Genomic DNA, 23,522 nt, shown 5'->3' on the forward strand with positions numbered 1-23,522 from the left:
TTAACGATGAAACTGATTATTGTTAGCGGCCGCTCCGGATCGGGTAAAAGTACCGCGTTGCACGTTCTTGAAGATCTGGGTTTTTACTGCATCGACAACTTACCCATTGGCCTGCTGTTCCCGCTGACCAAAGAAGCTGCCGCACAAGAGCCTGCCGGCCGCCTGCACAAAATGGCGGTGAGTATAGACGCGCGCAACCTGTCCGGTGAGCTGGCCAATTTCGAAGATATTCACGGACGCCTGAAGGATACCGGCGTCAGCGCTGAAATCATATTTTTAGACGCCGACGAGCAATCTCTGCTGCAACGCTTTCATGCTACCCGACGCAAGCACCCACTGAGCGACGATCACACGTCATTGCGCGAAGCCATCAGCTCAGAAAAAAAACTGCTGGAACCCTTGTCGAATCTTGCTGACCTGTACATCAACACCACTGGCATGGGCATGTACGATTTGCGGGACATGGTCAAACAGCGGGTGGTCGGCCGCAAAGACCAGGAACTGGCGCTGCTGTTCCAGTCATTCGGTTTCAAGCACGGCGTACCGGTTGATTCAGACTACGTATTTGACGTGCGTTGCCTGCCTAATCCCCACTGGGACACCTCTCTGCGCAAGTTTACCGGCATGGACCAGCCGGTGATCGAGTTTTTGGAGAACGAACCCATGAGCGCAAAAATGGTGCAGGAAATCATCGCTTTTCTGACCTCGTGGCTACCGGCATTTGCCGACAGCAACCGCAGCTACATGACCATTTCCATTGGCTGTACCGGCGGCCAGCATCGCTCGGTTTATGTCTGCGAGCAAATGGGCGCCCACTTCCGCCAGCACAGCAACAACGTGCAAGTACGTCACTCCGAACTACTGCACCTGAAAACCGCACAGGACGCCTGATTCAACCATGATCCGACGCCAGCTTTTTATCATCAACAAACTGGGTCTGCACGCCCGCGCAACGGCCAAACTGGTGGCCACAGCGTCTGCTCACCAAAGCAAAGTCAGAATCGCCGGAAAAGGCCGTGAAGTGGATGCCAAAAACATCATGCAGGTGATGATGCTGGCCGCCAGCCAGGGCACGGAAGTTGAACTGATTGCCGACGGTGACGACGAGCAACAGGCCATCATCGCGTTGACAGAACTGATCAACGATTACTTTGGCGAGGGCGAATAGTCGCTCACGCAGTGCCCGCAAGTCCGCTATAATACAGCCGTTTTCTGACCGCGGATGAGCCATGACCGATATTCTGGAAAAAAGCCAGGCACGCCAGCGTCTTCGCTCGTTAGGAGAAGCGCTGGACAGTGGTGCCCTGAAACAAGTGGCACGCATCCTCAATGGCGGCCTCAGCCCCAGTGATATCGCTCACTTGCTGGAATCATCGCCTCCGCGGCAACGGTCGCTGCTGTGGAATCTGGTCGACAAACAGCTTGAAGGCGAAGTCCTTCAGTATCTAAATGAAGACATTCGGGGCGATTTTCTAAGCAAATTCAACGCTCAGGAGCTGGCCGATCTGATTGAAGACTTTGAGTCGGACGATCTGGCCGACTTGCTTCAGCAGCTCCCCGACACGGTGATTCAGGAAGTTCTGAACACCATGGACGAACAAGACCGCCAGCGGGTGGAAGAGGTGCTGTCGTACCCCGAAGACACCGCCGGCGGTTTGATGAACACCGACACCATTACGGTGCGCCCGGACATCAGCATTGACGTGGTGCTGCGCTATCTGCGCCGCCACCGCACCCTGCCCTCTATGACCGACAGCCTGATTGTGGTCAACCGTCGCGATGAATTTATCGGCATGCTGCCGGTTACTTCCTTGCTGGTATCGAATCCTGCCGCCACCGTGCGTGAAGTGATGGACACCGATATTGAGCCCATCCCTGTCACTTTGTCAGATACCAAGGTTGCCATCCTGTTTGAGCGCTATGACCTGATCTCGGCGCCGGTGGTAGCCGAAAATGGCAAACTGCTGGGCCGCATCACCATCGATGACGTGGTCGATGTTATCCGCGAGGATGCCGATCACTCGCTGATGCGGATGGCGGGTTTGGATGACGATGAAGATACCTTTGCGCCGGTGTGGAAAACCTCGCGCAGGCGCGCGGTTTGGCTGGGCATTAATCTAATGACCGCGTTTATCGCCTCTGGAGTGATCGGTCTGTTTGAAGAGGCCATCACCAAGGTGGTGGCACTGGCGGTGCTGATGCCCATTGTGGCCAGTATGGGCGGCATTGCCGGCAGCCAGACCCTGACACTGGTCATCCGCGGTATGGCCGTTGGTCAGATTAGCAGCGCCAATGTAGGCTGGTTGTTAAACCGCGAGTTTCTGGTGAGTGCAATGAATGGCGTGTTGTGGGCTTTGGTAGTGGCCGGCGCGGCTACCCTGTGGTTCAAGGATATTATGCTGGGCGCTATTATTGCCGCGGCGCTGATGATCAATCTTGTCGCTGCAGCCCTGGTGGGCACCGTGTTACCGTTGTTTCTGAAGTCGCGTAATATTGACCCAGCACTGGCCGGCGGTGTGATCCTAACCACCGTCACCGACGTTGTCGGATTTGTGGCCTTTCTTGGCCTGGCGACTCTTTTTTATGCCTGAGCTTTTTACATCTTGATAATTTTCTACATCTGAATAGCTTTTTACACCTAAGTAACCGGTAATCTAATGATTGATCATAACGAAGAAGAGTTTGAATACGACGGCCCCAGCAAGTCCCAGCTCAAGCGCGAGATGCACGCGTTGCAAGGCATTGGCAAGCAAATGCTGGAGCTAAACCATGAACAGCTCGATAGCCTGCAAATCAGCGACACGCTGCGCCGCGCCATCGACGAATCGGTCCGCATTCGCCAAAACGAAGCCAAGCGCCGGCACCTGCAATACATTGGCAAGATCATCCGTCAGGAGCCCGACCCCGAAGCACTGCAGGCCGCTATCACCGCGTTCTCCGCGGGCAGTGTAGAGCACACCCGCCGCCATCACCTGGCTGAGCGCTGGCGCGACCGTATCATCACCGAGGGCGACAGCATTATTGGCGAGTTTTTAAGCCACTGCCCGGGTGCGGATATCCAGCATTTGCGCAATTTGGCACGCAATGCCCGCAATGAAGTGCAGAAGCCGCAAAGCGCCGGCCACGGCCGAAAACTGTTCCGCTACCTGCGCGAGTGCATTGACGCCAACGAGCAAATGTAAACCAGTGGTAAGCGGTTCTGACTGCTTGCGTAACGACCGTTACAGGCGGCGATGACTCCATACCGGCATTTGCTGGCGCAGCTGATCCAGCCAGTGTTTGTCCAACGCGGCGGTCGCCACCCCTGGGCCGTCCTCGTTGACCTCGGCCAGCACACTGCCCCAGGGGTCGCAAATCAAACTATGGCCGTAGGTGCGGCGCTGGCTGCTGTTGTGCCCGCCCTGCCCGGCTGCCACTACGTATAGCTGATTTTCAATGGCACGTGCCCGAATCAGCGCGTGCCAGTGGGCATTTCCGGTTTTCCAGGTAAAGGCGCTGGGCAGGCATGCCCAGTCAGCGCCTTTGTCACGCAGCGCGCGGAACAGCTCCGGAAAGCGCAGGTCGTAGCAAACCGCCAGTCCCAGGCGCCCGGCTGGCGTGTCCACGGTGACCACCTGGTCCCCCGCTTCGAAGGTATCCGACTCGCGGTATTGGCCGTGAGCATCGTCCACCTGGGCATCAAACAGGTGGATTTTGTCATAACGCGCCACTTCGTCGCCCAGATCATTGAACACCAGGCAACTGGCTCGCACCCGGTCAGCCATGACCGAACCGTCTGGGCGCAGTGCCAGCGGCAGTGAACCGCCTACAATCCAAAGCTTCAGGGTTTTCGCCTGTTGAGCCAAAAAAGCCCGAATAACACTCTGGTTACCGGCCTCCTGCTTCCCGCAGGGAAGCATCTGGTCGCTGGCCAGTACCGCGAAATTCTCCGGCAGTACCGCCACCTTTACGCCCGCCTCCGCGGCCTGCTGCAACAGCGCCGCAGCAGCATTCAGGTTATCCTGAAGCTGGTGCCCACTGACCATTTGCAGGGCCGCCACAAGCGCCGGGAATTGCTGTGTCATCACCACACTCCTTAATTGTTACCGCCAAATAACGTAATTGTTACTGACAGGCACCTTACTCCTGTGCCCATGACCAACGCGATTATCAACCCGAACAGCAGCGGGGTTTAGTCACCTGTGCCGAACACGCCCTGTAAGCTGGTTTTGGGCTCGCTCCAGGTTCCAGACACCTTATAACTGGCGCTGGTCAGCTTGCTTAACGGATCACCCAATATTTTGTCCAGCACAAACAGAGCGCCGCCAATCGGCGCTCCGGCCCCCATTAGCAAAGCCGCCAAGGGCAAATTCTGAGTTAACGGCACCACCACTACCAGACGCATGTCCAGGTTCTCAGCGGCCATATCGGTGGTGCCGCTGAGTTTGAAGGCGCCAGAGGGACCCACAATTTGCAGTTCGGGGTTCAGGGTTAACAGCCCATTAGCAATCTGCGCTTTGCCAGAAAGCGCATCAAACGCCACGCCGCGTTCATACAAGTCGGAGAAATCCAACTGCAGCCTGCGCCACAGGGTGTCGGTGTTCAGCAGGTTGAACACGCGAAACAGCTGGGCACTGTTGTTTTGTTGCAGAATCACACCGTCTTCCAGGGTCATGCTGATATCGCCGCTCAGCTGCTTGAGCCCGAACTGGTCCGGGCGACCTGGCCATTCCAGCGCCAGTTCAATATTGGTCGCAAGGTTCTCAAGAGGTATATCCGCACCAAACAACCCTCCAAGTTCAGCCAGTTGGCCCCCCGTGACGCTACCTTTAAAACGGCTAACCTGATTTTGCCCTTGCAACAGCCAATTGAATTCACCCGCCAGCACCAGGGAATCCAGTTTGCCCTCAATGGACCCGATGTTTACACCACCAGCCTGGGGGCGCAGCAAAAATGACCATTGCCCCAGCGGCTCGCCGGCCAGGGCGAGCTGAGCTATGCGAACATCTGCGGAAGGCCAGCCTTGGGGCCGCAGTTCGGCCGCGGCGCCTGAGTCAACGCTATCGCGCAGGTTCGCCGCTGCAGTGGGTGCTGGGTCCTGCGAATCGTTACGGGGCAAGTTCAGGTGTTGTAAATCCACCGTCAGCTCAGAACCGTCGTTAGGAACCTCTATGCGTCCGCTGACCAGGTCTGAGTCCAATCGCACTGTCCATTGCTTATCCAGATCCAGAGCACTGATGTTTATATCACTTAATCGACTGCTACCAAGCTGAAGGTAATCCACGCGGGCATCAAACCCGGTGTCCAGTGAACGCACATAGCCATGACCACGATTTTCCCAATTCACCCCAAATGCCACACCGTCTTTTACCGACGAATCCAGAGTCAGGCGTAAAGGCGCGGTCTCAGTCGTCGCTTTTTCGAGAGACCCTGGCCAGTCTATGGCCAGCCCGCGTAAGTCTGAATACAACTCCAGCTCTGGCGGGCTGGCCGCCATAAGAACCAGGTCGGCGCTGTAGGTTAACGCTCCACTGATGCCGTAACTGGCATCAGCGCCTACACCCGCTAATTGCCTGAGGGCTTCAGCATCCAACTGGCCACTCTGGGTGACGGTTAACCCGTCCGGTTCGTTACTAGCCAAACCTATGGTGACAGGCTGGCCCTCAAACACCCCCTGCACCGGAGCGCCACTGAAGCCCTGTTTACTGCGATACCGGGCCTGCCCGCGAATCTGCGTCCATTTCAGGCCTGAAGGCAGATGTTGCAAACCAACATCGTTGGCCGCCACGAGGGCATCCACTGAAAATTGTCGGGGCTGATTTAAGGGTAAGCGCAAAGCCAGCTGTAAATCCGCACTGCCGGTAAGAGAAATCTGGCTTAAACCGTCGCCGGCAACCTCTCCCAGTGGGCTGTTCTTCATCCACAGGTCAATGGCTTGCGCGGGCACTTGAGCCGCTATGTTAACGCTCACCACGGGGCTGTCGTTATCAGTGACCAGCCGCACCGTGCTCGGCCGCAGTTGCAAGCCACCACTATTTGCCTGTTCTACGCTGACCACCGCCGAGCCGTTATGAACTTCCACCCGGCCGCGGGCGCCGGTCACCGCCGGCCACTGTGGGTCATAGCGCAGAATGGCTTCTTCAAACTGGTACCACATAGCCGACATAAACGACTCCGGTGGCGCCCCAGCGCCAATCTGGCCGTGGCCGTAATAAGCGCCAGAGGAAATCCGGCCGGCCTCAATGGTGGTAGTCAACCATTTATAAAGCTCCGGTGCCACGGCGTACTCTGGCACCAGGTCCGCAATCATTGCAGCGTCACCGTTCTCAATCTGTACCTGCAAACCCAGATTATCATCGCCGTGCTGATCCAGGCGCAGATCAAAACCACCAATCAACTCGGTCTGCTCACCCAAGCCCAGGCGCATGCCTTCAGAAAACACCCGTATAAGAGCACCGTCAATCTGCCAGGCTACCAGGGCTTTGAAGCGGGGAAACTGCCAGCGTGCCGAAAACAGTTCAGGAAATTCTATTTCTACCGGCTGCTCTGCGGCATAGATATCCACATAGCCGCCACGGCGGTCAACGTAGATATGCCCTTGCACATAGCTGGCAGCCGGCGCGCCGTTGTGTGCGTTAACTTTGACATCGCGCAGCCGGGCGCTGAGCTGAAAATCGGCCGGGTCCGCGTGGGGTATGTCCAACCTCATAGCGTCCAGAAAGCCTGCGGGTTTGTAGTCGTCCAACGCCGCCTGGGCAAACTGCGGCAATGCCGCCACAAGCCGGCGCAATGGCCGCAGCGGGAGCGCATCAGCCACAAATCTTACGCCAGCGGAATCAGTACCGGCCTCGGCAGAGCTGTTGGGCAGCGCTGTCAGTCGTGCGCTGAATGGCGACACCTGATCGCCGTTCCAACGCCATTGCAGCTGCCGCAGGTGCCATTCACCGATGCCGCCAGGCGTTTGCTCGTCGCGGCGCCATCCAAAACGGGCGCGAATGTCTTCCAGCGGAGCCAGCGACATGGCACCGACCCCTAATTGCAAGTAGGGGGTGCGCAAGGTCCCGTTGACCTGCTCCAACTGGCCGTCACGAAAGCTGAGCCAGGCCTGGCCGCCCACATCAAAGCCTTCCACCCGCATATCACGCCAGCGATAGTCGTCGATCAGACTATCAAACAGGCGCCCGGAAGCAACGTCTACGTAAAGTTGACCGGTGAACTGACCCAACAGAAAGCGCCGGCCTACCAGGCGAAAACTGGCCAACTGCTGATTGGTGCCGGCTTGCATAGCGCGGCCGGAGGCGCGGAAAAGACCGCGCTGATAAAGCAGATCAAGTTGCGGAATGTCCAGTTGACGCAGGTTGCCACTGCTGTCGGAAACGGCCAGCTGAATGCGTGTGATGCGGACAAAAGGTTTTGAAAGCCAGCGTTCGGCCAAGGCGACCAAGCGCTGCAACGAATTGTCGCTGACCTCAAGACCGCTGCCGGCAAGGACCACCTGCCCAGCCGCTTTCTGGCGCAGGGCCAGATCCAGACCGTCAGCCTCGAACTTTTCCAGCACCAGGCGCAAACGCAACACCGAGGCCAGAAAATCCACGCGCATTCGCAGATGTCTCAAGTAGGCCAAAGGCTCGTCCAGGCCGGTCTCTGTGACCATCACATCTTTTGCGCTGAATTCCGGGTTTAGCCAATACCAACGCGCCGACAGTTCGCCAATGCTAACGGTGTAGCCCAGCTGTTCCGACAGCTGGGTCTGCAAGGTATCGCGGTACTGGTTCATGTCCGCGGTCAACTGGCGCCCCAAACCGGCATAAAGAGCTAACAGCAGCAACAAAGCCAGCGCCAGCCACCATACCAGCGCAGACAAACGCGCTAACCAGCGCAGCGGCAGGGAATTCGGGGCCGGGGGCGGAGATTCCTGCTTTGACACCGAGCCTTACTCCAAACGCCGGTTGCCAGCAGCAAGCTTACAACAGCACAACATCGTACTGCTCCTGGCTGTAGAAAGGTTCGACTTGAAAGCGAATGGTTTTGCAGATGAAGGTTTCCAGATCGGCCACATTATCCGACTCTTCATCAACCAACAGATCGACAACGCTTTGCGACGCCATTACCAGATAGCTTTCGGTGTCATAAGCGCGATTCACCCGCAATATTTCGCGAAAAATTTCATAACACACCGTTTCACCCGTTTTCAGAAAGCCACGACCGTCGCAGATCGGGCAGGGCTCACACAGCACCTGGCCCAGGGATTCGGTGGTGCGCTTGCGGGTCATTTCCACCAGGCCCAGTTCGGATACCCCGGTAATTTTGGTTTTGGCGTGGTCCCGTTCCAGCATTTTCTCCAGCATGCGGTGCACCTGGCGTTTGTGTTCGGCGTCGTCCATATCGATAAAGTCGATAATAATAATGCCGCCCAGATTACGCAGGCGCAGCTGGCGGCTGATGGCACGAGCCGCTTCCAGGTTGGTTTTAAAAATGGTTTCTTCAAGATTGCGGTGGCCAACAAATGCCCCGGTATTGATGTCGATCGTGGTCATCGCTTCGGTTTGGTCGATAATCACATAGCCGCCGGATTTTAGCTGCACTTTGCGGCTAAGGGCCTTCTGGATTTCATCTTCTACCGAATACAGATCGAAAATCGGGCGCTCACCCGGGTAATACTCCACTTTATCGGCAAACTCGCTAACGAACTCGTGCACAAATTCCATCACCCGCTGATGGCTTTCACGGCTGTCGATGCGCACTTTTTCAGTCTGAGGACGAATCAGATCGCGAATGGTGCGAATAAACAGCGGCAGATCCTGATAAATCACCGCTGGCGCCTGAACCTTGCCCATGCGCTCGTTGATAGACTGGCCAAGCCGGTGCAAATATTTCATGTCGGCGGTCAGATCATCTGCGCTGGCGGCTTCTGCGGCGGTACGGATGATGTAGCCGCCCTGAATAGCCACGGAGGACGCCTGCTCTGAGGCGGCTCCATCTACAATCGCCTTGAGCCGGGCACGCTCGGCGTCGTCTTCGATGCGCTGGGAGATGCCAATGTGATTAACACCCGGCATAAAGACAAGATAGCGGGAAGGAATCGAAAGCTGGGTGGTCAGCCGTGCGCCTTTGGTGCCAATGGGATCTTTAGTGACCTGCACCACCAGCGACTGACCTTCGCGCAGCAAGGTGCGGATATCTGGCACCACACGGGGGCCGTCGCTGATGTCATCACTACCGGGCTGACTGGTAACCACATCGGACGCGTGAATGAAGGCCGCACGCGCAAGGCCGATATCAACAAACGCGGCTTCCATACCCGGAAGCACCCGCACCACTTTGCCTTTGTAAATGTTACCGACAATACCTTTGCGGCTGGCGCGTTCGATGTAGGCTTCCTGCAACATCCCGTTTTCAACCAGCGCAACACGGGTTTCTACCGGTGTTACGTTGATCAGAATTTCTTCACTCATGATTGGCGCTCCTTACTGCATAGCCACTGGTTCCACACAGGATAGCCTGCTGCGCTCAGCAATGCCGCGGTTTCCTGAAGCGGCAAACCCACCACCGCGCTGTAACTTCCCTGCAATTGTTCAACAAACATGCCGCCAAGGCCCTGAATGCCGTAGCTGCCGGCTTTGTCCATGGGCTCGCCGGTGGCTACGTAGGCGTCAATTTGTGCCTCCGTCAGAGTGCAAAAACTTACGTTGGTGGTTACCAGGCAAGAACGGCAACCTTCCGCGCTTGCCAGCGCTACGGCGGTGAGCACCTGGTGTGTGTGCCCAGACAACGCCGCCAGTGTGGCCCTGGCATCCGCAGCGTCAACGGGTTTCCCCAGAATGACGCCGTCCACTATCACCGAGGTGTCCGAGCCCAATACCAGTGCACCGGGTTGCGCGGCAGCAGCCACTAATAGCGCTTTTTCTCGCGCCATGCGTTCAACGTAGTCGGCGGCAGGCTCAGCGGGGCGAGGGGTTTCATCAATAGCGGCAGGACACACGTCAAAGAGTGCACCAATCTGCTGCAATAATTCGGCGCGGCGTGGAGAAGCCGAAGCCAGTATCAGTGTCTGCATTGACTGCCTCTTGTGCGGGCCTAGCCCAGTCGGCGATTTATATTGTCCAGCACCAGGCTCAGGAAGGGCCAAACCACCGCGCTGGTCAGCGCCGGCCACAAATACCCGAAACCGGTATTGTCTGCCCCCAGGGACTGTTTGATGACGTGCACCAGCATCTGATTAATACCCAGCAGCAGAAACACAATAGCGCACTGTTGTGGCAATGGGTACATGCGCAGGCGCTGGTGTACGGTCAGAACCAGAAACGCCACAACCGCCATGGCCATGGCGTTCACACCCAGCGGCGTTGACTCCAGCACATCCAGCAACAGACCCAGAGCGGCAGCGAGGAAAACGCCAAATTGCGCAGGCGCACGCACGGTCCAGTAAAACACCATTAACGCCAGCCATTCCGGGCGAAACTCCAGCCACCCGGAAGGCACTGGAGCAATGCTCAGCGTCAGCGCCAGCAGCACCGACAGAGCAAACACCGGATAGCTGATCACAGACAGCATCAGCGTTCCTCCTGCAAACGATTGCCCGCACTGGTCCCGCCTTTCTCAGGCTCAAGCTGATTTTCTGAACGTTTGTTATCGGGGACTAGAGCTTGAAACACAACCAGCAACATACGGCTCTGATTGAGTTTGGCGGTGGGTGTGGCTTCAATAGTGATAAACGGTTCGCCAGGTTCCTTGCTGATGCGGCTCACTTCAGCGACCGGATAGCCGCGGGGAAAACGCCCGCCCAAGCCGGAACTCACCAGTAAATCACCTTCACGAATGTTGGCGGTGTCCGGAACGTGCACCAGTTCCAGGCTGTTAGCTTTGCCGGTGCCCAGCAGAATAGCCCGCAGGCCATTGCGCACCACTTCTACCGGCACCGCATGGCTGCTGTCAGATACCAACAAAACGCGAGCGGTTATCTGGCTGACCTGAATCACCTGCCCCATCAGGCCGCCGGCGTCCAGTATGGCCTGACCTTCGTGAACACCGTCGCTGCGGCCTTTATTGATGACCAGTTCATGGGCAAATGGGTCGGGCGACACGCTCACAACTTCGCTGACTATAACGCGATCGTCGAGCACTTCGGAGGAGTTCATCAGGCGGCGCAGTTCATTATTTTCGAAGGCCAGAGCGGCATATTTCAGAGCACGACGTTCCAGAATTAGCAGCCGCGCCTGCAATTCGTCGTTGTCACGCTTGAGGTCATCTTTGTTGACGAACAGGCTGCCAACCCAATCAGAAAATTGAGTGGGCGCGTTGCCCAGCCAGTAAACCGGTGTCAGCCCCGTGGCCAGCGTACTGCGTACCACTGTCAGCCTGTCAAAGCGGGCATCCGCAACAATCAACCCCAGCGCCAACACCACAACCAGCAGCAACCGGAATCCCGGAACCGGCCCCTGCACGAATATGGTTTTAATAGCTTATTCTCCCCACGGGATCAGCCCTCTTGGGAGAACATTCCAATGCCGCCGCGATCAATCACTTCCAGCGCTTTGCCACCACCACGGGCGACACAGGTCAGGGGATCTTCAGCGACGATCACCGGCAGGCCGGTTTCTTCGCTAATCAATTTGTCCAGCCCACGCAACAAGGCGCCGCCGCCGGTCAGCACAATGCCGCGTTCGGCAATATCAGATGCCAGTTCCGGTGGCGTCTGTTCCAGAGCACTTTTAACGGTCTGGACAATTTGCGCCAGGGACTCTTGCAGAGCATCTAGAATTTCTTCGCTGTTTAGCGTGAACGCCCGCGGCACACCTTCAGCCAGATTGCGGCCACGCACGTCAATTTCACGAACTTCCAAACCTTCGTAGGCGCAGCCGATTTCATGGTTGATGCGCTCCGCGGTGGATTCACCAATCAGGCTGCCGTAGTTACGACGCACATAAGTGGCAATAGCTTCATCAAACTTGTCACCGCCTACCCGCACAGAATCGGCATAAACAATGCCGTTCAAAGAAATAATGGCAATTTCAGAGGTGCCGCCGCCGATATCCACAATCATTGAGCCGCTGGCTTCTTCCACTGGAAGGCCGGCACCGATGGCTGCCGCCATAGGCTCTTCTATCAGGAACACTTCGCGCGCACCCGCACCCATGGCCGACTCGCGAATGGCCTTGCGTTCCACCTGAGTGGATTTGCTGGGCACACACACCAATACCCGAGGGCTGGGGGTAATAAAGCTGTTTTCATGCACTTTGTGAATAAAGTGCTGAAGCATTTTTTCCGTCACCACAAAGTCAGCGATTACGCCATCTTTCATCGGGCGAATGGCACTTATATTACCCGGGGTGCGGCCCAGCATTCGCTTGGCTTCAGCGCCAACAGCGGCAACCATTTTCTGCGAGTTAGTGGTACGAATAGCTACAACGGAAGGCTCGTTTAATACAATGCCGCGACCGCGCACATAAATAAGAGTGTTTGCGGTGCCCAAATCAATGGACAGATCGCTGGAGAATAATCCTCGGAGTCTTTTAATCAACATTCGTGTAGTTTCAACCTGAGAGTGGCGGCTGCGAAAAGATGCGGCAACTTTAGCAGTGCCCCCACGCACAGGCAAGGCGCAGCCTTCGCAAAAGCAAATGACCTACCCCAGCATGAACAAACTGTCATGCACTTACGTGGCAAAATGCCGCTTTGAATGCCTTGCGGTTTGACGAGAGTCAGCAATTAGACTTTGATTAGGTTGATAATAGCTAATACCAATGCCTTGATTGGGCGGATCAACCTGCAATAGTGGATGTTTACTATGAAAATTCTCAATGTCTCAATTTTATTGATGGTTCTGGCGCTCGCCGGCGGTTTGACCGGCTGCAATCCCCTGGCGCCAGCCGATGAAGCGCTCAATATGACCCCGGACACTCACATATCCAAGCAGGTGCGCAAGGAGAGCAGCGACGCCACCTCCGAAGACATGCTGGACGATGCCAGGCCAGTTGAATAGGTTTCAGCGCAGGTTTTCGAAGACGACCGCGCCTCTCCCGCAAAGCCACGAATCTGTTACTATATATGGCTTAACTATTTGACCGGGAAAGCGCAAGTGGGAATAGAGCTTTTCAAAACACGCTCAAGCACATCCCTGTGACGCTTGGGCTCCGCCATCCATGGCTCCGCACAGTTTTGAAAAGCTCTATCCCCACTCGCTCTCATCGTGCGGTCGAAAATGGCTTCTGCCGCCTTTAAAAAGCATTTTTATAACCACGCTATTTTTTATCCTGGAGTCAACGTGACCATTTCCCGCGCAGACCTTGAAAAAGTCGCCGTGCTGGCCCGTATCCGTCTTGATGACGAACAGATACCCGCACTGGAAAACGACCTGAGCAACATCCTCAGCCTGGTTGACCAACTCAGCGCCGCCAACACTGACAACGTAGAGCCTCTGGCCCACCCACTGGATGCGGTACAGCGCCTGCGCGCCGACGAAGTCACCGAAAGCAACCAGCGCGAAGCCTTCCAGGCCATAGCGCCCGCCACCGAGAGCGGCCTCTACCTTGTACCCCGAGTGATTGAGTGAGTAAAGGGAATCGAGTGATCTGACGAACCACACCATCAGGATTGAACATGCATAACAAATCCGTAGCAGAGCTTTCCCGCGAACTGGAAAGCGGCAAGATTTCAAGCGTGGAACTGACCCGCGAGTTACTTGATCGCATCAAAGCAGAAGACGGCCAGTACAACAGCTTTATAACCGTCACCGAAGACCTTGCCATGGCCGATGCCAAAGCCGCTGACGAACAGCGCGCGGCCGGCAACGCCAACGCCTGGACCGGCGTACCCTTTGCCCATAAAGACATTTTCTGCACCAACGGCGTGGCGACCACCGCCGGGTCGAAAATGCTGGCTAATTTTGTGCCGCCCTATGACGCTACGGTCGTGGCCAATTTTCGCGCTGCCGGCGCCGTGTGCCTGGGCAAAACCAATATGGACGAGTTCGCCATGGGCTCGTCTACCGAATCCAGCTTTTTTGGCCCGGTGACCAACCCCTGGGGCTTGAATAAGGACGAGAAGCGCGTACCCGGTGGATCCTCAGGTGGCTCTGCAGCAGCCATCGCCGCGCGCCTGGTGCCGGCCGCCACCGCCACCGACACCGGCGGCTCCATTCGCCAACCGGCAGCGCTGTGTGGCGTAACCGGCTTGAAATCCACCTATGGCAGGGTGTCACGCTACGGCATGATCGCTTTCGCCTCTAGCCTGGATCAGGGCGGCACCATGGCGCGCACCGCCGAAGACAACGCGCTGATGCTAAATGTAATGGCCGGATTCGATCCGAAAGACTCCACCTCTGCTGATCGCGCCGTGCCGGATTACACCGCAACTCTGAACCAGCCTTTAAAAGGCCTGCGCGTGGGCCTGCCGAAAGAGTATTTCTCCGACCAGCTCAATCCCGCCATGGAACAGCAGGTGCGCAACGCGGTGAAGGAATACGAAAAGCTGGGAGCCACGGTGAAAGAAGTGTCCCTGCCCCACGCCGAACTGGCCATTGCCGCCTATTACGTCATCGCTCCGGCCGAGGCTTCCGCCAACCTGTCGCGCTTTGACGGCGTGCGTTACGGCTATCGCTGCGACAACCCGCAGGATCTGAACGACCTGTACACCCGCACCCGTGCCGAAGGCTTTGGCAACGAAGTTAAGCGCCGCATCCTGGTAGGCACCTACGCCCTGTCCGCCGGCTATTTTGACGCCTACTATTTAAAAGCACAGAAAGTACGTCGTCTGATTCAGCAGGATTTCATCAACGCGTTCAAAGAAGTGGACGTACTGATGAGCCCGGTGTCACCGTCGCCAGCCTTTGTGCAAGGCGAGAAAACCAGCGACCCGGTGACCATGTACCTGGAAGACATATTCACCATCGCAGTAAATCTCGCGGGCGTTCCGGCGATGTCGGTACCGGCCGGTTTTGTCGACGGTTTGCCGGTGGGCCTGCAGATAATCGGCAATTATTTTGAAGAAGCCCGTCTGCTGAACGCAGCCCATCAGTTCCAGCAGGTTACCGGCTGGCACCAGAAATTTCCCCAGTAAGCCTGAATCAGGAGAACCGTTATGCAGTGGGATATTGTGATCGGGCTGGAAATACACGCTCAGCTTGCCACCAAAACCAAGATTTTTTCCGGCTCCAGCACCGCCTTCGGCGCCGAGCCCAACACCCAGGCCAGCGCGGTCGACCTGGCCATGCCCGGCACCTTACCGGTACCCAACGAACAGGCCTTCCGCTACGCAGTGATGTTTGGCTTGGCGGTAAACGCCGAAATTGGCCGGCGCTCGGTGTTCGACCGCAAAAACTACTTTTACCCGGATTTGCCAAAGGGCTATCAGACCACGCAACTGGACCACCCTATTGTGGGCCCGGGCTTCGTAGACGTTGATTTAGCCGGCGGCCGCAGCAAACGCGTTCGCATCCACCACGCACACCTGGAAGAAGATGCCGGCAAATCCCTGCACGAATCTCTTTTTGATGAACGTGGCCAGGGCATGACCGGTATCGACTTAAACCGCGCCGGCACACCGCTAATCGAAATTGTTACCGAGCCGGATATAAACAGCGCCGAAGAAGCCGTCGCTTTCGCCAAAAAGCTGCACAGCCTGGTGTCGTCCCTGGGCATCTGCGATGGCGATATGAGCCAAGGCTCGCTGCGCTTTGACGTGAATATTTCACTCAAACCCAAAGGCTCTGACACCCTGGGCACCCGCACCGAAACCAAAAACCTGAACTCTTTCCGCTTTATGGAGCAAGCGATTGCCCACGAAGTGGAACGGCAGATGGACATTCTGGAAGACGGTGGCCGCATCATTCAGGAAACCCGCCTGTACAACGGCGATCGCGACGAATCGCGCTCTATGCGCAGCAAAGAAGAAGCCAACGATTACCGCTACTTCCCCTGCCCTGATCTGCTGCCGGTGGTGATCGATGATGCCTTTATCGAAAGTGCGCGCGTTCTGTTGCCAGAACTGCCGGATGCCCGCAAAGCACGCTTCAAAGAGCAATATAGCCTGAACGACTACGACGCCAGCCTGTTGAGCGACGACGCTCGCCTGTCAGCATTTTTTGAAGACACCGCCGCTCACTGCAAAGACGCCAAGCTGGCAGCAAACTGGGTGCTAGGCGAGTTCTCGGCGCGCCTGAACGCAGATAACGAAACCGTAGCGCAGGCGCCCATCAGCGGCATCCAACTGGGCCAGCTTGTCGCGCGCATCGCAGACAACACGGTGTCGTCCTCAGGCGCAAAAAAGGTGTTTGAAGCACTGTGGAATGGCGATGGCGGCTCTGAAGGTAATGCGGCTGACGCGATCATAGAAGCTCAAGGCCTGAAACAGGTTTCAGACACCGGCGCTCTGGAAGCCATTGTGGATGAAGTACTGGCAGGCATGCCCGAGCAGATTGCCCAGTACCAGGAAGCCGACGAGAAAAAGCGGAAGAAGCTGATGGGCGGTTTTATGGGGCCGCTAATGAAAGCCTCAAAAGGCCAGGGTAACCCGCGCCTGTTCACCGAAATTCTGCAAAGAAAACTCAACGCCTAAAGTGACGCCTCAGGCGCTGCTATTGCTCGGAGCGCCTGAGGAACAACTGCTCAAACCGACGGATATTCTGCTGCACATAATCAATAAACGCCCGCAACATATAAGGCACCACATATTGCGCCGTATTCACGGCCACCAGGCGTAACTCCCCGGCCACCTGCCCTTCCAGCGCCGCCAAATTGTTCTGCACCTGCTCCAGGGCGGCAAACACCGAACGCACACATTTCGCCATTTCTTCACCGGCGGCGGTGCAATACAGCTTGCGCCCAACGTACTCAAACATCGGCAACCCCAGTGCCTGTTCCAGATGCCGAACCTGGCTGCTGATAGCCGGCTGCGTCAACCCCAGCAACTCCCCTGCCTTGCTGTAGCTTTTTAAATCGTAAACCGCTTTAAACACCTGAAGCTGGCGAAAGGTCAGGCGACTGGCGAGGTTTTGAATGCTTAACGGCATGGCATTGGACCTTTCTGAATCGACTCATAAGGGATTACTTATACTCAAAAAAAAATATCAAAACTACGGCCCCTGGGATCAGAGGCGGCTTTTTAGTTCAATAACCCATCAGACCAGAGTCGCCCAAAGGTCATGCTCGTCCGCGTGGTCCACCATCGCCCGAACAATCTGCCCGGGCACCAAATCCGTGGCGTCGTTCAGATACACCATGCCATCAATCTCTGGCGCATCGGCTTTTGATCGCCCGATGGCGCCTTCTTCGTCTACTTCGTCAATTAACACGTCAATGGTGGTGCCAATTTTCGCCTGCAAACGGGCGGCTGAAATCTCGGCCTGCTTGGTCATAAACCGAGCCAGACGTTCTTCTTTGATGTCTTCCGGTACGGCGCCTTCGATCTCGTTAGCCTTGGCTCCTTCAACCGCGCTGTAGGTGAATGCGCCAACGCGATCCAGCTGCGCCTGATCCAGCCAGTCCAGCAGGTATTGGAAATTTTCTTCGGTTTCACCGGGGAAGCCCACAATAAAGGTGGAACGAATGGTGAGCTCCGGGCAGATTTCCCGCCATTTACGAATGCGGTCCAGGGTTTTGCTGTCGTGGGCCGGGCGCTTCATGGCTTTCAGCACTTTCGGGCTGGCGTGCTGGAACGGAATGTCCAGATACGGCAGAATTTTCCCTTTGGCCATTAACGGAATAATGTCGTCCACATGGGGATACGGATACACGTAATGCAAGCGGACCCAAACGCCCATTTCGCCCAACGCTTCGCACAGCGACTGCATTTTGGTTTTAATCGGACGCCCCTGCCACAAACCGGTGCGGTACTTGGTGTCTACGCCGTAGGCCGAGGTGTCCTGGGAAATAACTAGCAGCTCTTTAACGCCAGCGTCGACCAAACGTTGAGCTTCATCCATCACATCGCCAATGGGACGGCTGACCAGATCGCCGCGCATCGACGGGATAATGCAGAAAGTGCAGCGATGATTGCAGCCTTCGGAGATTTTCAGGTAGGCATAGTGCCGCGGCGTCAGTTTGATACCCTGGGGCGGCACCAGATCAGTGAACGGGTCGTGCTTGCGGGTGGGCGGCACGAACTGGTGTACCGCACCGACCACTTCTTCATACGCATGGGGGCCAGATACCGCCAGCACGCCGGGATGGGTTTCGCGAATTTTGTCTGCTTCAACGCCCATACAACCGGTGACAATGACTTTGCCATTTCCACTGATAGCTTCACCAATGGCGTCCAGAGATTCCTGTTTCGCCGCATCAATAAAACCGCAAGTGTTCACCACCACAATATCGGCGTCTTTATAGGTTGGTACTACGTCATATCCGTCCAACCTCAGCTAGGTCAGAATACGCTCGGAGTCTACCAGGGCCTTGGGGCAACCCAGACTAATAAAACCCACTTTGCCGTTACTGGCCTTTGTGTTTTCGGTCTTTTCTATCATAGAGCGGTTCGTAATTCCTGGTGCCGGGCGTATCAACACAAATAAATGGGAAAAAGTTTTTACACCAGTCGAGCACGCCGCTACAGCAAAAGCCGAAACCTGTTCCATCTACAATGGATCATTCCAAGTGAAAATTTGTGAACATCCATCCGGAAAAAATCGAATAATCTGCCACACTGTAAAACAAACGAATTCGAACCACATAATCATCAGACTGATTGAACCCGACCACTGCCTATGAAATCCACATCTGCACAACCGAATCTACGCGATCAACAACGGGTTGACGTTATGGCCGATATCGTTCTTGAAAGGCCAGATGGTTGCCAGTGCAGTTGCACAACGGCAAACCTGTCGCGTTCAGGTGTAATGGTATCGTGCGATCAATCGACGGCGAATCTGCTGGCCCAGGGCAACCGGGCGCTGGCGCCAGGAAACCCCATGCCGGTAAAAACCCGTTTTTCCGTGCCCATGCAACCGGCACAGCCGGTCATTATCGCCGCAGGTAATATTGTGCATTTTCGACGAATTGCCCAAGACCGGTTTCAGGTTGGCATTCAATTTGAAGAATTTGAAGGCGGTGGGTGCGCTTGTGTTGACCAGTATGTACGCAGTCTTCTCAATGAACGCGGCAAATCTGCCTGAAAGCCCCGAACTCCCCGCCAAAACCATTACAATATCCTGTCGCCTGAGCTGCAATCAGACCCGGCATTATTCGTTCACCCATCAGGGACCCGCTATTCCATGGCAATCAAATATCTTCGCACCGCTTTCGCCAGCCAATATCAACCGGGGCAACCTGCACGCTTGCGCAGCGGCGAAGCTCTGGAAGAGCCCGGTGGCGATTACGAAGCCCTGCACAAACAGATGAAGCGCTTGTTCAATGCAAAACCCGGAAAGAAATTCGGCCGTTTCTCTAACGATATCGGCGAAAGCCCTTTCAGCAGCTGGCTGAAAGATTATCTGGAAGGCAAGCAGGGCTTTGCGGCCATGAGCAGCCGGCTATTCGATCAATGGCAGGAACTGCTCAGCGGCTGTCAGGAAGAACATCACGGCCATTTGATGCTGGTGCACGAGGCCCTGGCGGATACAGAGGTTGCGTACTTGCTGGTTGTAGAAGCAGACAGCGCCATGCGATTTGATGGCAACCAGGCGTTAGACGCCACCGACATTCTCAGCCTTTCACGGTTGAACCTGGCGCTGCGGATCGAGCTTACCGACTGGCAGCGTGATGGCGGTGGCGGTGCCAGCAGCGACAGCAACTATCTGACGCTGGTACACGCCCGCGGCACCGCTGAACCGGGTGAGCTGTTTATTCGTCTGTGCGGTTTTACCAATCAGGTAGATGTAGAAAAAGAGACCCTGACGTTTCTGGACGCGGTGGAAGCTTTCGCAAAAAACGAGCAGCCGGATAAAGCCGGCGAAGTGCGCAGCCGCGCCTATGAGTTCTGTAAGGAGCAGCACGCTCTAGGGGAGCCAGTGGCCATCGAGGCGTTATCGGGTTATCTGGATGAAGACCAACCTGAGCGTTTTCGCGAGTTCGCCAGTAAAACGACTGAGTTGCCCGAAAGCGGCGTGCTGCATCCGGATCATCGTAAGGTGAAGAAGCTGGTGCGGATTGGGGGATCGGGTGGTGGTATGAGCGTGTCTTTTTCTTCGGATTTGATGAATCAGGTGGTTTATTATGATCGCGACAAGGATTCTTTGACGATTACTCGTTTGCCTAAGGTTTTGCGGGAGCAGTTGCAGCGTTATCTTGATACTCGCGCGGAGTAAATTGGCTAGGTTTGGGTTGGGTAGCTGATTCTCGATACTGAGCTTGGGTGGCTGATTCTTGAGACTGAGCTTGGGTGACTCCCCCCACCCCGTGGCCGACTTAACCTTTTGATTACGGCTCCATAAATTTTAAAACTGGTTAGTTTGACTTTTATCTTTTTTAGGGAACTGGCCTGTTTCACTTATACTTATTTTTGAGCTGTTTATCAGCAGGCTTTTATTGTCAACTATCCCGCCCTGAAGGACGGGGCTTGTAGAGAGCACCCTGCAAGCCAGGTTGACCAGGGAAAGCGGTAACCAACCCGCTACGTTCGTGACAGGTCGTTAAGACCCACCGCCGAATGCTTCCTCAGTTCGGCGCTCTGGAAGACTCAGNTCATGCTGGCGAAAGGTAAAACGCCGAAGGTTTGAGTCGCTGCGAAACCGCAGGAGCCGGTCACGGACATTCCCGAGGGGAGACGAATCGCAAGATTCGCGTCACAAGTCCCGTAAGGGAATTCATTAAAAGGAAAGTAATGTCGGTCTTCGTACTGGATAAACGCAAACACCCNCTGATGCCGTGCACCGAAAAGCGCGCACGGCTTCTGCTCGCCCGTGGGCGAGCGGTGTGGTGCGCGTATCCGTTTACGATCCGGCTGAAAGACCGTGTCGGCGGGACCACACAGCCGGTGCGAGTAAAGATTGACCCGGGCAGCAAGACCACCGGGATTGCCGTTGTACGAGAAAACGGCCAGAAGCAACACGTTCTGGCGTTGATGGAGCTGGCCCATCGCGGCCGCCAGATCAGCAAGTCTTTGGAGCAACGTCGGGCGTTCCGCCGCCGGCGTCGCAATCAAATTCGCTATCGGGAACCCCGATTCAACAATCGAACCAAGCCGAAAGGCTGGCTGGCCCCGAGCCTGCAACACCGGGTCGATACCACGAAAAGCCTGGTGAATCGGCTCCGGGCTTTGGTTCCGGTTGCCGGCATTAGTCAAGAGCTGGTTCGGTTCGACGCGCAGAAAATGGAAAACCCGGAAATCAGTGGCATCGAATACCAGCAAGGCACGTTGCTGGGCTACGAAATTCGTGAGTACCTGCTGGAGAAGTGGGGCCGCGAATGTGCCTATTGCACCGAAAAAGATACACCGCTGCAAATTGAGCATGTCGACCCAAAAGCCAACGGTGGCTCGAATCGCATCAGCAATTTGACGCTTGCGTGGGCCAAGTTGAGGCGATCGCCGACTGGGATATCCCAACGTTGAGTATCAAAACCACCGGACGCGGCAGCTACAAACGCACGCGCTTAACGAAACACGGATTCCCTCGCGGCTACCTGATGCGCCAGAAGCAAGTCCAGGGATTCCAGACCGGCGACATGGTGAGAGCCATTGTGCCGAAAGGCACAAAAATGGGTGTTTGGAATGGCCGAGTCGCGGTTCGAAAAACCGGCAGCTTCAATATTCAGACAGTAAACGGCCCTGTTCAGGGTATTTCATACAAACATTGCACCTTAACCCAGCGATCCGATGGCTACGGCTATCACATTCAACCCAACCAACGAAAGGAGGAGGGAGACAGGGAAAGCAGGTCGCGCTGACGCACGACGCGCTATCCCTCCCCGACCTGAAAGGACGGGGTTTCCCGCGCAACATGATGATACGGCTGACGAATATTCAACTGGCGCTTGATCACGATGATCAGGCAATGACCAGTGCTGTATTGGATCGTTTATCAATCACGGCCGAAGATCTGGTCAGCATTCACGTGCATAAGCGCGGATACGATGCCCGAAAAAAAACCAATATCGTGCTTATTTACACCCTCGATGTTGAGACCACCCATAACGAATCTCTGATCGAAAAATTTGCTGAACATCAGTTGATTAAGGCAACTCCGGATATGAGCTACCAGTTCGTAGCGAACGCCCCGGCAGATTTACAGGAACGCCCGGTTGTCATCGGTTTTGGGCCCTGTGGTCTGTTGGCCGGATTGGTGCTGGCGCAGATGGGTTATAAGCCCATTATTCTGGATCGCGGCAAAGAGGTGCGTGAGCGTACGAAAGACACCTTTGGTTTTTGGCGCAAGAAAATCCTTAATACCGAATCCAATGTGCAGTTTGGGGAAGGCGGTGCCGGAACCTTCTCTGACGGTAAGCTTTACAGCCAGGTGAAAGACCCGAATCACTACGGTCGTAAGGTATTGACCGAATTTGTGGCGTCCGGAGCGCCGGACGAGATCATGTTTGTCAGCAAGCCGCACATAGGCACTTTTCGGCTGGTCACCATGGTTGAGCAGATGCGTGCAAAAATCATTGAGCTGGGCGGCGAGATACGTTTTAGCGCCCGCGTTGACGATGTGCAGATCGACAACGGCCAAATTACCGGTGTGGTATTAGCCGATGGCGAAGTGATCAATTCCAGACACATCGCGCTCGCGATTGGTCACAGTGCCCGCGATACTTTCCAGATGCTCTACGATAACAAGGTGTATATCGAGGCCAAGCCGTTTTCTGTTGGTTTCCGCATCGAGCACCCACAATCCGTCATTGATAAAGCGCGTTTTGGCAAAAATGTGGGCAACCCGATTCTGGGTGCCGCCGACTATAAGCTGGTTCATCACTGTAAAAGTGGGCGCTCTGTGTATAGCTTTTGTATGTGCCCGGGTGGCACTGTGGTGGCTGCCGCCTCGGAGGAGCATGGCGTGGTGACCAATGGTATGAGCCAGTATTCCCGTGCCGAGCGTAATGCCAACAGTGCGATTGTAGTGGGTATTGACCCGTCAGATTACCCTGGCAATCCATTGGCAGGAATCGATTTCCAGCGAGCACTCGAACGTAATGCCTACGTGTTAGGTGGCTCCAACTACGATGCGCCGGCGCAGAAAGTGGGTAACTTTTTAAAAGGAACCTCCTCCGAGACGGTTGGCAGCGTAGAGCCCTCTTTCCAACCCGGTATCAAACTGACCGACTTGTCGAAAGCTCTACCTGATTTTTGCATCGAGGCTATCCGCGAAGCCATTCCGGTTTTCAACAGAAAAATTAAAGGCTTTGCTTTGGAAGATGCGCTATTGACCGGTGTGGAAACCCGAACGTCTGCACCTATCTGTATAAAGCGCGGTAAAGATTTTCAGAGCATCAACACCCAAGGCTTGTACCCCGCCGGTGAAGGCGCGGGCTATGCCGGTGGCATTCTGTCGGCGGCCATAGACGGCATTAAAGTCGCCGAAGCTATGGCGCTCAGTATCAACAGAAGGCATGAGAAGTCCGCATAAAAACGCCGGAGCCACACCATTGCAAATCTGGCAGATTACCGAGACAACGCTGGTT

21 protein-coding genes and 1 pseudogene are annotated in these 23,522 nt (G+C 55.7%); 13 read left to right on the forward strand and 9 right to left on the reverse strand.

Features of this window, described 5'->3' with window-relative positions; translation table 11 throughout:
• The first annotated feature begins 6 nt into the window (after window positions 1–6).
• The 4 genes from rapZ to yjgA all read left to right on the forward strand — a co-directional run bounded on the left by rapZ (window position 7) and on the right by yjgA (window position 3,182).
• Window positions 7–891, forward strand: coding sequence for an RNase adapter RapZ (gene rapZ, locus A3OI_RS0100310; protein WP_018402367.1), 885 nt, complete (start codon window positions 7–9; stop codon window positions 889–891).
• A 7-nt stretch (window positions 892–898) separates the two neighbouring features.
• A complete protein-coding gene (locus A3OI_RS0100315; RefSeq protein WP_018402368.1) occupies window positions 899–1,168 on the forward strand; it encodes an HPr family phosphocarrier protein in 270 nt (89 codons plus the stop codon).
• A 61-nt stretch (window positions 1,169–1,229) separates the two neighbouring features.
• The gene (mgtE, locus tag A3OI_RS0100320) at window positions 1,230–2,591 is read left to right on the forward strand and encodes a magnesium transporter (RefSeq protein WP_018402369.1); all 1,362 of its coding nucleotides are present in this window, start codon (window positions 1,230–1,232) and stop codon (window positions 2,589–2,591) included.
• Window positions 2,592–2,657: 66 nt separating this feature from the next.
• On the forward strand, window positions 2,658–3,182 hold the full coding sequence (gene yjgA / locus A3OI_RS0100325) for a ribosome biogenesis factor YjgA (RefSeq protein WP_018402370.1): 525 nt from the start codon (window positions 2,658–2,660) through the stop codon (window positions 3,180–3,182).
• A 39-nt stretch (window positions 3,183–3,221) separates the two neighbouring features.
• On the opposite strand, the gene A3OI_RS0100330 is transcribed toward yjgA, so the two are convergent.
• The 7 genes from A3OI_RS0100330 to A3OI_RS0100360 form a co-directional block, all read right to left on the reverse strand.
• On the reverse strand, window positions 3,222–4,064 hold the full coding sequence (locus tag A3OI_RS0100330) for a carbon-nitrogen hydrolase family protein (protein WP_018402371.1): 843 nt from the start codon (window positions 4,062–4,064) through the stop codon (window positions 3,222–3,224).
• A gap of 107 nt (window positions 4,065–4,171) precedes the next feature.
• Window positions 4,172–7,906, reverse strand: a complete 3,735-nt coding sequence (locus tag A3OI_RS0100335; RefSeq protein ID WP_018402372.1) for a YhdP family phospholipid transporter — start codon at window positions 7,904–7,906, stop codon at window positions 4,172–4,174.
• Window positions 7,907–7,943: 37 nt separating this feature from the next.
• Complete coding sequence (gene rng, locus A3OI_RS0100340; protein WP_018402373.1) at window positions 7,944–9,434, reverse strand: ribonuclease G; 1,491 nt, start codon at window positions 9,432–9,434, stop codon at window positions 7,944–7,946.
• Complete coding sequence (locus tag A3OI_RS0100345; RefSeq protein WP_018402374.1) at window positions 9,431–10,036, reverse strand: Maf family protein; 606 nt, start codon at window positions 10,034–10,036, stop codon at window positions 9,431–9,433. Before A3OI_RS0100345 ends, rng begins: the two co-directional genes overlap by 4 nt.
• Before the next feature lie 20 nt (window positions 10,037–10,056).
• Window positions 10,057–10,533, reverse strand: a complete 477-nt coding sequence (gene mreD, locus A3OI_RS0100350) for a rod shape-determining protein MreD (protein WP_018402375.1) — start codon at window positions 10,531–10,533, stop codon at window positions 10,057–10,059.
• Window positions 10,533–11,423: a rod shape-determining protein MreC gene (mreC, locus tag A3OI_RS0100355; protein ID WP_081622854.1), complete on the reverse strand. Its 891-nt coding sequence runs from the start codon at window positions 11,421–11,423 to the stop codon at window positions 10,533–10,535. The genes mreD and mreC overlap by 1 nt, the downstream gene beginning before the upstream one ends.
• Before the next feature lie 35 nt (window positions 11,424–11,458).
• The gene (locus tag A3OI_RS0100360; RefSeq protein WP_026223911.1) at window positions 11,459–12,499 is read right to left on the reverse strand and encodes a rod shape-determining protein; all 1,041 of its coding nucleotides are present in this window, start codon (window positions 12,497–12,499) and stop codon (window positions 11,459–11,461) included.
• A gap of 267 nt (window positions 12,500–12,766) precedes the next feature.
• On the opposite strand from A3OI_RS0100360, the gene A3OI_RS0100365 reads away from it, so the two are divergent.
• From A3OI_RS0100365 to gatB, 4 genes are all read left to right on the forward strand, one after another.
• Window positions 12,767–12,961, forward strand: a complete 195-nt coding sequence (locus A3OI_RS0100365) for a hypothetical protein (RefSeq protein WP_018402378.1) — start codon at window positions 12,767–12,769, stop codon at window positions 12,959–12,961.
• Window positions 12,962–13,243: 282 nt separating this feature from the next.
• Window positions 13,244–13,531 (forward strand): Asp-tRNA(Asn)/Glu-tRNA(Gln) amidotransferase subunit GatC, encoded by a 288-nt coding sequence (gene gatC, locus A3OI_RS0100370; RefSeq protein ID WP_026223912.1) that lies wholly within the window; start codon window positions 13,244–13,246, stop codon window positions 13,529–13,531.
• Window positions 13,532–13,578: 47 nt separating this feature from the next.
• Complete coding sequence (gene gatA, locus A3OI_RS0100375) at window positions 13,579–15,036, forward strand: Asp-tRNA(Asn)/Glu-tRNA(Gln) amidotransferase subunit GatA (RefSeq protein ID WP_018402380.1); 1,458 nt, start codon at window positions 13,579–13,581, stop codon at window positions 15,034–15,036.
• Window positions 15,037–15,057: 21 nt separating this feature from the next.
• Window positions 15,058–16,533 carry an Asp-tRNA(Asn)/Glu-tRNA(Gln) amidotransferase subunit GatB gene (gatB, locus tag A3OI_RS0100380; protein WP_018402381.1) on the forward strand — a complete coding sequence of 492 codons (1,476 nt, stop codon included), beginning with the start codon at window positions 15,058–15,060 and terminating at the stop codon, window positions 16,531–16,533.
• A gap of 19 nt (window positions 16,534–16,552) precedes the next feature.
• Here gatB and A3OI_RS18960 read toward each other — a convergent pair whose 3' ends face one another.
• Both A3OI_RS18960 and rimO read right to left on the reverse strand, forming a co-directional pair.
• Window positions 16,553–16,987, reverse strand: a complete 435-nt coding sequence (locus A3OI_RS18960) for a LysR family transcriptional regulator (protein ID WP_018402382.1) — start codon at window positions 16,985–16,987, stop codon at window positions 16,553–16,555.
• Window positions 16,988–17,095: 108 nt separating this feature from the next.
• A pseudogene (gene rimO, locus A3OI_RS18965) lies at window positions 17,096–18,439 on the reverse strand (30S ribosomal protein S12 methylthiotransferase RimO).
• Between the two features lie 237 nt (window positions 18,440–18,676).
• On the opposite strand from rimO, the gene A3OI_RS18970 reads away from it, so the two are divergent.
• The 5 genes from A3OI_RS18970 to A3OI_RS0100410 all read left to right on the forward strand — a co-directional run bounded on the left by A3OI_RS18970 (window position 18,677) and on the right by A3OI_RS0100410 (window position 23,467).
• Entirely contained in the window at window positions 18,677–19,084 is a 408-nt protein-coding gene (locus A3OI_RS18970) for a PilZ domain-containing protein (RefSeq protein ID WP_026223913.1), read from the forward strand.
• Window positions 19,085–19,183: 99 nt separating this feature from the next.
• Window positions 19,184–20,215 (forward strand): nucleoid-associated protein, encoded by a 1,032-nt coding sequence (locus tag A3OI_RS0100400; protein ID WP_018402386.1) that lies wholly within the window; start codon window positions 19,184–19,186, stop codon window positions 20,213–20,215.
• Window positions 20,216–20,769: 554 nt separating this feature from the next.
• Window positions 20,770–21,459: an RNA-guided endonuclease IscB gene (iscB, locus tag A3OI_RS18975; RefSeq protein ID WP_456085374.1), complete on the forward strand. Its 690-nt coding sequence runs from the start codon at window positions 20,770–20,772 to the stop codon at window positions 21,457–21,459.
• On the forward strand, window positions 21,456–21,794 hold the full coding sequence (locus A3OI_RS23530; RefSeq protein ID WP_228702848.1) for a hypothetical protein: 339 nt from the start codon (window positions 21,456–21,458) through the stop codon (window positions 21,792–21,794). The genes iscB and A3OI_RS23530 overlap by 4 nt, the downstream gene beginning before the upstream one ends.
• A 56-nt stretch (window positions 21,795–21,850) precedes the next feature.
• Window positions 21,851–23,467 carry an NAD(P)/FAD-dependent oxidoreductase gene (locus A3OI_RS0100410; protein ID WP_026223914.1) on the forward strand — a complete coding sequence of 539 codons (1,617 nt, stop codon included), beginning with the start codon at window positions 21,851–21,853 and terminating at the stop codon, window positions 23,465–23,467.
• Window positions 23,468–23,522 lie beyond the last annotated feature (55 nt).

This window comes from Marinobacter gelidimuriae (genome assembly GCF_000372805.1).
GTDB lineage: Bacteria > Pseudomonadota > Gammaproteobacteria > Pseudomonadales > Oleiphilaceae > Marinobacter > Marinobacter gelidimuriae.